At 68.2% G+C, this 10333-nt stretch carries 13 protein-coding genes, 1 tRNA gene and 1 other RNA gene; 2 read left to right on the top strand and 13 right to left on the bottom strand.

Annotated features, from left to right (window positions below):
- Positions 1 to 73 precede the first annotated feature (73 nt).
- The 4 genes from AC3IRM_RS06345 to dnaX all read right to left on the bottom strand — a co-directional run bounded on the left by AC3IRM_RS06345 (position 74) and on the right by dnaX (position 3316).
- Positions 74 to 433, bottom strand: a complete 360-nt coding sequence (locus AC3IRM_RS06345; RefSeq protein WP_489205369.1) for a histidine triad nucleotide-binding protein — start codon at positions 431 to 433, stop codon at positions 74 to 76.
- Positions 434 to 518: 85 nt separating this feature from the next.
- Complete coding sequence (recR, locus tag AC3IRM_RS06340; RefSeq protein ID WP_489205368.1) at positions 519 to 1112, bottom strand: recombination mediator RecR; 594 nt, start codon at positions 1110 to 1112, stop codon at positions 519 to 521.
- A 93-nt stretch (positions 1113 to 1205) separates the two neighbouring features.
- Positions 1206 to 1526, bottom strand: a complete 321-nt coding sequence (locus tag AC3IRM_RS06335; RefSeq protein ID WP_232135921.1) for a YbaB/EbfC family nucleoid-associated protein — start codon at positions 1524 to 1526, stop codon at positions 1206 to 1208.
- On the bottom strand, positions 1526 to 3316 hold the full coding sequence (dnaX, locus tag AC3IRM_RS06330; RefSeq protein ID WP_489205367.1) for a DNA polymerase III subunit gamma/tau: 1791 nt from the start codon (positions 3314 to 3316) through the stop codon (positions 1526 to 1528). The genes AC3IRM_RS06335 and dnaX overlap by 1 nt, the downstream gene beginning before the upstream one ends.
- A gap of 124 nt (positions 3317 to 3440) precedes the next feature.
- Here dnaX and AC3IRM_RS06325 point away from each other — a divergent pair.
- Both AC3IRM_RS06325 and AC3IRM_RS06320 read left to right on the top strand, forming a co-directional pair.
- A tRNA-Ser gene (locus AC3IRM_RS06325) sits at positions 3441 to 3533 on the top strand.
- 363 nt (positions 3534 to 3896) lie between these two features.
- Entirely contained in the window at positions 3897 to 4376 is a 480-nt protein-coding gene (locus tag AC3IRM_RS06320; protein ID WP_489205365.1) for a lipocalin-like domain-containing protein, read from the top strand.
- A gap of 93 nt (positions 4377 to 4469) precedes the next feature.
- On the opposite strand, the gene ffs is transcribed toward AC3IRM_RS06320, so the two are convergent.
- From ffs to AC3IRM_RS06275, 9 genes are all read right to left on the bottom strand, one after another.
- Positions 4470 to 4566, bottom strand: an RNA gene (gene ffs, locus AC3IRM_RS06315) — signal recognition particle sRNA small type.
- A gap of 104 nt (positions 4567 to 4670) precedes the next feature.
- Entirely contained in the window at positions 4671 to 5084 is a 414-nt protein-coding gene (locus tag AC3IRM_RS06310) for an energy transducer TonB (RefSeq protein WP_489205364.1), read from the bottom strand.
- 146 nt (positions 5085 to 5230) lie between these two features.
- The gene (locus AC3IRM_RS06305) at positions 5231 to 6238 is read right to left on the bottom strand and encodes a beta-propeller fold lactonase family protein (protein ID WP_489205363.1); all 1008 of its coding nucleotides are present in this window, start codon (positions 6236 to 6238) and stop codon (positions 5231 to 5233) included.
- Positions 6235 to 6678: a molybdenum cofactor biosynthesis protein MoaE gene (locus AC3IRM_RS06300; RefSeq protein ID WP_489205362.1), complete on the bottom strand. Its 444-nt coding sequence runs from the start codon at positions 6676 to 6678 to the stop codon at positions 6235 to 6237. The genes AC3IRM_RS06305 and AC3IRM_RS06300 overlap by 4 nt, the downstream gene beginning before the upstream one ends.
- A gap of 1 nt (position 6679) precedes the next feature.
- A complete protein-coding gene (locus AC3IRM_RS06295) occupies positions 6680 to 6922 on the bottom strand; it encodes a MoaD/ThiS family protein (protein WP_489205361.1) in 243 nt (80 codons plus the stop codon).
- Positions 6919 to 7434 carry a cyclic pyranopterin monophosphate synthase MoaC gene (gene moaC, locus AC3IRM_RS06290; RefSeq protein ID WP_489205360.1) on the bottom strand — a complete coding sequence of 172 codons (516 nt, stop codon included), beginning with the start codon at positions 7432 to 7434 and terminating at the stop codon, positions 6919 to 6921. Before moaC ends, AC3IRM_RS06295 begins: the two co-directional genes overlap by 4 nt.
- A gap of 310 nt (positions 7435 to 7744) precedes the next feature.
- Positions 7745 to 8767, bottom strand: coding sequence for a GTP 3',8-cyclase MoaA (gene moaA / locus AC3IRM_RS06285; protein ID WP_489205359.1), 1023 nt, complete (start codon positions 8765 to 8767; stop codon positions 7745 to 7747).
- The gene (locus AC3IRM_RS06280; RefSeq protein WP_489205358.1) at positions 8764 to 9534 is read right to left on the bottom strand and encodes an MBL fold metallo-hydrolase; all 771 of its coding nucleotides are present in this window, start codon (positions 9532 to 9534) and stop codon (positions 8764 to 8766) included. Before AC3IRM_RS06280 ends, moaA begins: the two co-directional genes overlap by 4 nt.
- Positions 9534 to 10304, bottom strand: coding sequence for a 3-deoxy-D-manno-octulosonic acid kinase (locus AC3IRM_RS06275; RefSeq protein ID WP_489205356.1), 771 nt, complete (start codon positions 10302 to 10304; stop codon positions 9534 to 9536). The genes AC3IRM_RS06280 and AC3IRM_RS06275 overlap by 1 nt, the downstream gene beginning before the upstream one ends.
- Positions 10305 to 10333 lie beyond the last annotated feature (29 nt).

Raw genomic sequence — 10333 nt, 5'->3', positions numbered from 1 at the left:
GTCGCGCAGGAAGGCGCTCGCGCACGATAGGCGTTGCAGGTCATGGCCAGCGCGCGAGCGCTCGCCTGCAAAGTCACCCTGCAGTGCCGAAGCGCCCCAGCTGCGCACCGGCCAGCAGATGCAGATGGATCTGGAACACCGTCTGCCCGCCGTGCGCATTGCAGTTCATGACGATGCGGTAGCCGTCTTCGGCGAATCCCTGTTGCTTCGCGTAACGCGCGGCCTCCACCGCCAGTCGTCCGATGATCTCGGGCGCGTCAGCCGGCACGTCATTGAGCGTGGCGAAATCCTGCTTGGGCACGAACAGCACATGCATCGGCGCCTGCGGCGCGATGTCGCGGAACGCGATGACGTGGTCGTCCTCGAAGACGATGTCGGCCGGAATCTCGCGCTGGATGATCTTGTGGAAGATGGTCGTCATGGCGTCAGTCATCGGAATCGGGGATTCCGAAAAGCATACGTCACGGTCCGGCGCGCACGCGTTTGCGACTCCGGTCGCAGCATCCGGGTAGCGGCCCTCAAACCACTTCGCTGCGACTGCCGAATGCATGCGACAGCGTGCCGCGATCGACGTATTCCAGTTCACCGCCCAACGGCAGCCCATGCGACGGCCTGCTCGGGCGCACGCCGTGCTGCCGGGCGATCTGCGCCAGGTAATGCGACGTGGCTTCGCCTTCGACGGTCGGATTGGTCGCGATGATCAGTTCCTGCACTTCGCCTTCCGCCAGCCGCGCGCCGAGCAGGTCGAGACCGAGCTCATGCGGACCGATGCCGTCCAGCGGACTCAGCCGCCCCTGCAACACGAAGTAGAAGCCGCGAAAACCGGTGGCCTGCTCGATCGCGAGCCGGTCGGCCGGTGACTCGACCACGCACAGCGTGTGCGCATCGCGCGCGGCACTGCTGCAGGTCGGGCAGACCGGCGTTTCGCTGAAGTCGCGGCACCGCTGGCAATGGCCGATCTTCTCGACCGCCTCGGCCAGTGCGGCCGCCAAGCGCGCCCCGCCCTCGCGCCCGCGTTCGAGCACGTGATAGGCCATGCGCTGCGCGGATTTCTGCCCGACACCGGGCAGCACACGCAACGCATCGATCAGCTGTTCGAGCAGGGAGGACATTCGGTCGGAAATTCTAGGCTGGCCACGGGCGGTGCGCCGACGCGGTCAACGCATGCGCCGGTTGGCGGGATCGGGATCCACACGCCCGGTCGATCAGAACGGCAGCTTCATGCCCGGCGGCAGTGGCATCCCGGCGGTTGCACCGGACATGCGGCTTTTCGACTCTTCGTCGACCTTGTTCGACGCGTCATTGAACGCGGCGGCGATCAGGTCCTCGGCCATTTCCGGATCCGACAACACGCTGGGATCGATGCGCACCTTGCGGCACTCCTTGTTGCCGGTCAGGGTGATGGCGACCATGCCGCCGCCGGCGCTGCCTTCGACTTCGAGACTGGCGAGTTCCTGCTGCACGCGCTGCATGTTTTCCTGCATCTTCTGCGCCTGCTGCATCAACTGGGCAATGTTTCCACGCATCACTGAAATCCTCGGTCTTCAAAAGGGCGTATCGAATCGGGCACCAGTCTGGCGCCCTGCTGCGACATCAGCCGCTGCACGTCCGGATCGGACATGAAACTGGTTTCGGCGTTCGACTGCCGCGCATCGCGCTCGCGCGCGTTGCGTTCGTGCAGCGTTACGGTTTCACTCGCGGCCGCGGTCTCGAAGCGAATCTGCGGCGCGCCTCCGAGCGGGCCAGTGAGCGCCTCGCAGAGCTGGTGGACCATGATCGGCGCTTTCAGATGCTCGTCCGCTTCCGGCAGCGCGAGCCGTAGCACCGCGCCGTCGAGCGCGACAAAGGCGGCGCTCGCGGCAAGTTCGCGCACCGGGCCGCGCAAGGGCAGATCGGCGACGAGATCGAGCCACTGGTGCGCGTCAAGCGTGCGCAGTTGAGCAGCCGCAGCCGGCGGCGGTGCTTCGGCACGCGGTGGCACAGCAGGCGGCTCGTCGACAGGCGACGCGGTGCACACCGGCTCCGGCGCCGGACGCGCAGGCGGCGGCGCGACCACAACCGTCGGCGGCGGCGCAGATGCGACCTGCGAGGGCGAAGACGGCGGTGCAGCGCGCGGTGCAGGCGCGGAAGCGGGCGCCACCTGTGCACCGAGCGCTGCACGCGCCGCAGCCGGACCGCTCGCGCGATTGCCGCTGCCCGCTGCCGGGGCAGCAGCGCCACCTTCTGCAGGCCGGAACGCGAGCATGCGCAGCACAGTCATCTCGAAACCGGCGCGCGGACTCGGGGCCAGGCCGACATCGCGACGGCCGTTGAGCGCCATCTGGTACCAGAGCTGCACGACTTCCGGGCGCACCGCCGACGCGATCGCATCGACATCCACGCCGTCGCTCTCCACTGCAACTTCCGGCACCAGCTGCCGCACCTGGATGCGATGCAGGGCTTCGGACACCGCGTCCAACACGCCGCCCCAGTCGGGCGAGAATTCGGCCAGCGTCGCGACTTCCGACAGCAGCGCCGCACCGTCGCCATCGGCCAATGCGGACAGCAGCGCGCCGACGCGCGTGCGATCGACACTGCCGAGCATCGTCGCCACCGCGGCGTCGCCGAGCGCACCGCCCTCGCCGCCCGCGCCGGTGTAGGCGATGGCCTGATCGAGTAGCGACAGACCATCGCGCAAACTGCCGTCGGCAGCCTTCGACAACTGGCGGATCGCACCGGCTTCGACCGCGATGCCCTCGGCTTCGAGGATCCGGGTCATCTGGCCCTGGATCTGCTGCTCGTCGAGCCGCTTGAGGTTGAACTGCAGGCAGCGCGACAGCACCGTGACCGGCAGCTTCTGCGGATCGGTCGTCGCCAGCAGGAACTTCACGTGGCCCGGCGGCTCTTCCAGCGTCTTGAGCAGCGCGTTGAACGCCGACTTCGACAGCATGTGCACTTCGTCGATCAGGTAGACCTTCACCCGGCCGCGCGAGGGCATGTACTGCGCGTTGTCGATCAGCTCGCGCACATCGTCGACGCCGGTGTTGCTGGCGGCGTCGATCTCGAGCAGATCGATATAGCGGCCGGCGTCGATCGCCAGGCAGGTCTCGCACGCGCCGCAGGGATCGGACGAGGTGCCGGTCTCGCAGTTCAGGCTCTTGGCGAAGATGCGCGCGATCGTGGTCTTGCCGACGCCACGCGTGCCGGTGAACAGGAAGGCGTGATGCACGCGGCCGGTTTCCAGCGCATTGGTCAGCGCACGGACCACATGCTCCTGACCGACGAGTTCGGCGAACCGCTTCGGACGCCACTTCCGGGCAAGGACGAGATAGGACATCCCGGTATTCTGCCACGCCCCCAACAGTTCCTTGTGACCGCAGGCGCCGGCGGATAGAATGGCCGGCCCGCGGCGTCCCGACGCCGTTGCGCAGCGCCCAGGCGCTCCGCGAAGGGCCAGTTCTGGAGAGGTGTCCGAGCGGTTGAAGGAGCACGCCTGGAAAGTGTGTAAGCGTCTAAACCGCGCTTCGGGGGTTCGAATCCCCCTCTCTCCGCCAGAAACGCAAAACGCCCCCTCGTGGGGCGTTTTGCGTTTCTGGCGGAGAGAGGGGTTGAGAGAACCCCCGCGGGTTCGACGGATTCGCCCGGAGCGAATCCGGACAGCCGAACGGCTGGCCCCGCAGGCGCATCGCGCCGTAGGGGTGAGGCCCATGGATGGGCCGAGCAATCCCCTCGCTGCACGGGTTGCTCGCCCGCATCGCTGGTCGAATGCGCAATCAAAGTGACTAGACGGGCTCACGCCCCCAATCCCCATCCAGCACCTACCCGCATCGCATCCCGGCCGGAGATCGGCCATGCTGACCCGCCGCCCTGTCGCGCCGCGCCTGATGCCCATCGCCTTGCCGCTATCCACACATGCCATGACTTCGACCACCCCGACCCCGCAGGACACGCCGGCCGCCGCAACCGCGAGCGCTGCGTCACTCGAAGGCAGCTGGCGACTCATGTCCTACGACGTCGAGGTCAAGGACGGCGGCGAGACCTTCCCACCCATGGGCGACCACCCGACCGGCTACGTGATGTTCGCGCCCGAAGGCCGCGTGTGGTTCATGCTGACCGGCGAAGGGCGCGAGCCGGGCGAGCACGCGCAGGAGAAGGCGCGTTTGCTGGAGACCGTGATCGCCTACACCGGCCGCTACAGGATCGAGGGCGATACCTGGATCACCGCGGTCGACGTGGCCTGGAATCCGGCATGGGTCGGCACCGAGCAACGCCGCCAGTTCAAGCTCGACGGCGATCGCCTGCAGGTGCTGACGCCGTGGCGGGTGATGCCGAACTGGGCCGACAAGGGCGAGACGCGCAGCATCATCACCTTCGAACGCGCACGCGAGACGCGTTGAACCCCGACGCGGGGATCGGCGCAACGTCGATCCGCCGCAGCGCACGCACTGCGGCACGGGACAGGCGCCTGCCGGAGGCCGGAAAAGGTGATGACCCCGCCGACTGACCTCGGCGCCCGCATCGACCGATACCGTTGCTGCCTTCCGGCCCTGGCGGGATTTTCGATCTAGCGTCGCGAGGGGCCGACGGGGCCACCATGGAGACACGCATCGGGCCTTGCGCCCGACCCCGCCGTGTCGACGGGACGCGGAGTCTAGCAGGCCTGCGGCGGCTCGACTATCCGCCTCGATGCATCACGGCGCACCGATGCGCTCGACCTCGGGCGTGCCGGCCTGCTGGCTGAATCGGAACGCGTAGGACAGGCGCACGGCGGTCGGGGTTTCAACGACATCGTCCGCCTGGCAGGCGTCGGTGCCTTCAAACGTCACTGGCGCCACGCACAGCAGTGCGGGCGCATAGGTCCACTGGCGTACGGCGGCGAGCGCTGCGTCGACGAACCCTGCGACTTCGATCCCTGCGGGCGCTTCGCACGTCGCATCCGTCCGGGCCGCGACCGCGGATACCGCGCCCGTCGCGTCGATGGCGGCGTCGATACACACCACGACCGGGGCGAGACGCAGCGCCAACTGGTCCGCCGGATAGACCGGCATCGCGGCCGGCGTGTCGAGGTTGGGATGGATGAAACGGCGGTTGCGCTGCATGTCCATGCGGCGTGTGTCAGCGGCCGGCTCGATCAAGGCCGCACCGACCGCGCCCTGGGGTGACGGCTCGGGCGGTTGAAGCGATGCGATCGGCGGCGTTGAAGCGCAGCCGCACAAGGCCGCGACGCAGACGAACCACCCGACGCGGCAGATCAAGGCGAGGACCCGCCCGGCACCAGCGCCAAAGCATCGGGTTCTCGCCCGGTCGCCCAGTATTCGAGGACCTTCCAGTGGCGCGTGTCGATCACCGCGATGCGATCCGCGCCGCTGATGGCGACGTACGCACGCGGCGCGTCGGGATCGACGATCGCGCCGATCGGAAGCGGTCCGTTGCCGAGCAGCGTCGTTTGCAACGCAGCGTCTGTCGGCGACAGCGCGACCGACGCCACCGCGCGGCGCGAGGCGACATCGAACACCGACAGCGTCGCGGCGGTCGCATTGGTGACCAGGGCGTGCCGGCCATCCGGCGTGAACGCGACGCGGATCGGAAAGCCCGCACTGGGCAGCGTCGCGACGATGTCCAGCGATTCCGGCGCATGCACGGTCACGGTGTCGTCGGCGCGATTGGTGACCCAGACACGGCCGTCAGTCGCGACCGCAATGCCTTCCGCGCCCGCCCCTGCCGCCCTTTCCGAAGTCGCACGCATCGTCGCCAGGTCCACGCGCACGACGGTGCCCGCGCGGATCTTGCTGACGTATGCCGAGCCGCCGTCTTCCGACACCGCGACCATATGACCGATGCCGTCGCCCACGTCCGCGACGCCTGTCACTGCACCCCGCGCGATATCGATGCGCAGCAGGGATCCGCTGGCCTCGGTCGTGACCAGTGCGTCGCCGTTGGAGAGGAGTTGCAGACCATGCGGCCGACCGTGCGTGCCCAGATCGATCGAGCGCGTGTTGCCATAGACGAGATCGATCACGGTCAGCGCGTGGTGTGCATCCTGGTGGCCGTAGGTGGTGACGACGGCGGTGCGACCATCATGCGAAACGGCGATCTCGTGCGGCGCCGGACCGGTCGCGTATTCCGCAAGACGTTCACCACTCGCGCGGTCGAGCGCCCAGACCGTGTCGGCCGCCTTGTTGCCGACCAGCAGCCGCGGCGCTGCGTGCGCGCCGGACGTGATCGCCAGCAACACCGCAGCCAGCATCAGCCGCCTCATGCATCACCTCCGCGTGGCGACTCCGGGTGCAGCCATCCTGCATCGCCGTCGACATAGCGCTCGTGCTTCCAGATCGGCACGCGCTCCTTGATCTCGTCGATGATGTAGCGACAGGCGTCGAAGGCCGCGCCGCGATGCGCGGCGGTCACACCGACCCACACCGCCATGTCGCCGATCGCCAGATCGCCGATGCGATGCACGCACAGCGCCGCGCACAGGTCGAACCGCGCGCGCGCCTCGGCGACGACCTTCGCGCCTTCGGCCTCGGCTAGCGCCACGTAGGATTCGTAGCGCAGACCACGCACCGGGCGCCCGTCGTTGTGATCACGCACCCAACCTTCGAAACTCGCGAACGCGCCTGCGCGGTCGTGCTGCACGCGATGCCGCAGGGGCGCCAGATCGACCGGCGCATCGGCCAGCCAGAAGTCTCGGTCCTGCATTTCAGCCTCCGCTGACCGGTGGAATGAAGGCGATCTCGCTGCCGGGCAGCAGTGCATCGTCCCAGCGCGCGAACGCGCCATCGACAGCGACGCGCAAGCGCTCGACCGGCAACACGAAGCCATGCCGCGCACGCAACTCCGCGTACAGCGCGCGCAGATCGGACGCGTCGGTGGTCCAGGTTTCCTCGCCCTGCCCCGCGGCATCGCGGAGGCTGGCGAAATACAGCACGCGCACGTGGCTCATCGCGCACCGCCCGCGATCGATCCGACATCGCGCTTGCCGCCGCGCTTGCCGACCAGCTTCGCCGGACCCAGCACGATCGCGTGCGACAGCGCCTTGCACATGTCGTAGACGGTCAGCGCGGCGATGGTCGCGCCGGTCAGCGCCTCCATCTCCACGCCGGTGCGGTGCGTGGTCTTGACCGTGCACTCGATGCGCAGTTCGCGTTCGCCCTGCCAGTCGATCGCGATGGCGATGCCGTCGATCGGCAGCGGATGACAGAACGGAATCAGTTCGTGCGTGCGCTTGACCGCCATCGTGCCGGCGATGATCGCGGTGTCGACGATGCCGCCCTTCGCGCTCTTCAGACCGTTGGCGTGCAACTGCGCGGCGACATCCGCGGGAAAGCGGACGCGGCATTCCGCGCTGGCGACGCGCGCGGTGGTCGCCTTCGCGGAGACATCGACCATGGTCGGTCGGCCAGCGGCGTCGATATGGGTCAGCGCTGGTTTCGCTGGAGATTTCGTGCGGGCCATGCGCCTGCGTCGTGACTGCGGAAAGCGGATGTTACCGGGGCTGGTCTGAAGTGGGTCGCGACGCGCTGAGTTCCATGGCCACATCCAGGCCGCGACATGCGCGGCTCGATCACGAGAAGTCCGGAAGGCTTGTCACCAGCTAAACCTTCCTTCCCGTCATTCCGGCGAAGGCCGATCCAGCGACTTGCCTCTCTCTCAGGCCGTTTCGCCCCAGTCGCCGAGACCCGCGCTAAGTCACTGGATTCCGGCCTTCGCCGGAATGACGAGATCAAGGATGCGAGGGGAATCTTAGCGCCCCATACCAAGAAGCTCAGCCGCCGACCAGAAACATCTCGACGTGTTTGCGGGGCGCACGGACGCTGCCACGCAGTTCGCTGTAGCGATCGGCGCGACGGGACCACAGGTCGGCCAGCCGTGACGAGAACGCCGCTTCGCCATCGCCGAGCCAGCTGCGCATCGGCTGGCCGCTGCCGGAGAACAGGCAGGTGTAGAGGCTGCCGTCGGCGGAGACACGGGCGCGCTGGCAGTCGCCGCAGAACGGCGCGGTGACCGAGCTGATGAAGCCGATCTCGCCAGCGCCATCGATGAAGGCGTGGCGCTCGGCGACTTCGCCGCGGTAGTTCGCATCCAGCGCGCGCAGCGGCCAGCGGGCGTCGATACGCGCATGCAGTTCGCGCGAGGGCACAACGCGCGCGCGGTCCCAGCCGTTGCAGGTGCCGACATCCATGTATTCGATGAAACGCAGCACGTGACCACTACCGCGGAAGTGCGCGGCCATGCGCTCGACCTCGTGGTCGTTGACGCCGCGCTGCACGACGCAATTGAACTTGATCGCCGGGAATCCTGCGCGCTCGGCTGCGGCGATGCCAGCGAGGACATCGTCGATCTCGCCGCGTCCACCCGACAACGCACGGAACAGATCCGGATCGAGCGCGTCAAGGCTGATCGTCAGCCGTTGCAGACCGGCATCACGCAGGGCCTGCGCATGGCGCGCCAGCAACGACGCGTTCGTGGTCATCGCCAGGTCGGTGATGCCCGGCACCTTCGCCAGGCGCTCCACCAGCGCCGGCAGGCCCTTGCGCAACAGCGGTTCACCGCCGGTCAGGCGCAGCTTGTGCATGCCCAGCCGCGCAAAGCCGCGCACAAGCGTCTCGATCTCGTCGAAGGACAGCCGTCCGGCCTGGTCGAAACCGTAGTCGTCGGGCACGCGATCGGCCGGCATGCAGTAGCCGCAGCGGAAATTGCAGGCTTCGATGACCGACAGGCGCAGGTCGTGCAGCGGACGTCCCAGCCGGTCGAGCGGCGCCTGGGGCGGATGTGGCAGGGCGCTCATGCGATCGAAGCCTGCGCCTGGACCGGTGGACGCAGCGCGAAACGGGCGCCCGGGCGCGCGATACGCTGTCCGCGCGCTTCAAGGGCGGCGCCGTCCGCTTCGGAGGCGTAGTGGTACAGCACGCAGCGCGCGAGCAGTTCGCGCGGATACTCGCGGTCCAGATCGTCGATACCGCTGTGCGAGGGATTGCCGTGCAGGCCACAGTCGTGGGCGACGAGTTCGTCCTGCGCTGCGAAGCGCGCCAGCATCTCGGGGATCGGCCGCGTGTCGCCGCTCCACACCAGGCTGCCCGGCAGGCGCAGGCCATAGGCCGTCTCCGGCCAGTGATGGCGTACCGGGAACACCTCCAGGCGCACGCCTTCGTGCCAGAACGCTTCGCCGACGGGAATCAGCTGGAACGCATCCCAGAAGTTCGCGCCGCCTTCGGCCAGCACGTTCGGATAGTCGCCCACACGCCGGTGCAGCAGCGGCACCACCTGCGCCGGCACGTAGATCGGCAGACGGCCGCGCCGCGCGGGATCGAAGTAGCGGTCGACGAACAGGCGCTCGAATCCGGCGACGTGATCCAGATGCACATGGGTGACGAACAGCGCCCGCGGCGCTTCTCCGTAGTGATCGAGATACGCGGTCAGGCCTTCGGCGCCGCAGTCGATCGTCAGCCACGGGGCGCCATCGCGCTCGATCGTGGCCATCGGCGAGCCGAGCGACACCGCCGACGCGTTGCCGACGCCCTGGAACCGCAGCGCCCAATCGACATCGATCGTCATCAGGTGCCCCGACTCCACAGCGCGTCGTAGGACCGGCGCAGGCGCGCGAAGTCCTGTTCGACGTCCGCCTCCGGTCGCGCGCCGCGCAGTTTCAGCAGCGAGCGCTTGAGCCGGGCGAGATTCCGTTCGCGCCAGCGCGTCTCGGGAATGCGCAGCGCACCGCGGTCGAGATCGATCAGCCAGCCCTTGCCGACATGATCGAACAGGATGTTGTGGGCGTTGAGATCGGCATGATCGAGACCGGCGCGGTGGAAGCGTGCGATCAGACGTCCGGTCTGTTCGAGCGGCGCATCCGCGGGCGCGTCGGCCATGTGATCGGCCAGCGAGCGCACGTCGGGTATCCGCTCCATCAGGATCCAGGCGCGGTAGCCGAGTCCGCGCCGCAGATAGCTTGCGGCGATCGGCTGCGGGACCGGCAGATCGCGTCGCAGCAGTTCGCGCAACAGACGGAACTCCACGAAGCTGCGCACATGCTGCGTGCCACGCCACAGATGCTGGTCGCGGTTGAAGCGCCCGACCATGCCGCCGCGCAGGTACTGCCGCAGCACGCAAGGTCCGTGCGAGGCATCGATGAACCAGGCGCCACCACGGCCGCTGCCGTCGACGCGCTGCGCGCGCGCTCCCCAGGCATCAGGATCGAACCAGCGAGGATCGGCTTGCCGCAGTTGCGTGCCGTCGAACAGAATGGCGCCGTACGTGCCCGCCTGTCCGCTCGCGCGATCGCCCGCCGGTATCGGCGTCAGGCTCTCGGCGGGATCGAATCTGCTCATCGAAGCGAGTCTATCAAGCCTTGACGCCC

The organism is Luteimonas sp. KH_071, assembly GCF_057838005.1.
This window is presented reverse-complemented; position numbering and strand designations above follow the sequence as displayed.

Coding starts and splice junctions, on each gene's coding strand:
- AC3IRM_RS06295 (WP_489205361.1), bottom strand. CDS start 6,922: ATGAGCCACGTGCGCGTGCTGTATTTCGCCAGCCTCCGCGATGCCGCG.
- recR (WP_489205368.1), bottom strand. CDS start 1,112: ATGTCCTCCCTGCTCGAACAGCTGATCGATGCGTTGCGTGTGCTGCCC.
- AC3IRM_RS06345 (WP_489205369.1), bottom strand. CDS start 433: ATGACTGACGCCATGACGACCATCTTCCACAAGATCATCCAGCGCGAG.
- moaA (WP_489205359.1), bottom strand. CDS start 8,767: ATGAGCGCCCTGCCACATCCGCCCCAGGCGCCGCTCGACCGGCTGGGA.
- AC3IRM_RS06305 (WP_489205363.1), bottom strand. CDS start 6,238: ATGAGGCGGCTGATGCTGGCTGCGGTGTTGCTGGCGATCACGTCCGGC.
- dnaX (WP_489205367.1), bottom strand. CDS start 3,316: ATGTCCTATCTCGTCCTTGCCCGGAAGTGGCGTCCGAAGCGGTTCGCC.
- AC3IRM_RS06320 (WP_489205365.1), top strand. CDS start 3,897: ATGACTTCGACCACCCCGACCCCGCAGGACACGCCGGCCGCCGCAACC.
- AC3IRM_RS06310 (WP_489205364.1), bottom strand. CDS start 5,084: ATGGACATGCAGCGCAACCGCCGTTTCATCCATCCCAACCTCGACACG.
- AC3IRM_RS06275 (WP_489205356.1), bottom strand. CDS start 10,304: ATGAGCAGATTCGATCCCGCCGAGAGCCTGACGCCGATACCGGCGGGC.
- AC3IRM_RS06335 (WP_232135921.1), bottom strand. CDS start 1,526: ATGCGTGGAAACATTGCCCAGTTGATGCAGCAGGCGCAGAAGATGCAG.
- AC3IRM_RS06280 (WP_489205358.1), bottom strand. CDS start 9,534: ATGACGATCGATGTCGATTGGGCGCTGCGGTTCCAGGGCGTCGGCAAC.
- moaC (WP_489205360.1), bottom strand. CDS start 7,434: ATGGCCCGCACGAAATCTCCAGCGAAACCAGCGCTGACCCATATCGAC.
- AC3IRM_RS06300 (WP_489205362.1), bottom strand. CDS start 6,678: ATGCAGGACCGAGACTTCTGGCTGGCCGATGCGCCGGTCGATCTGGCG.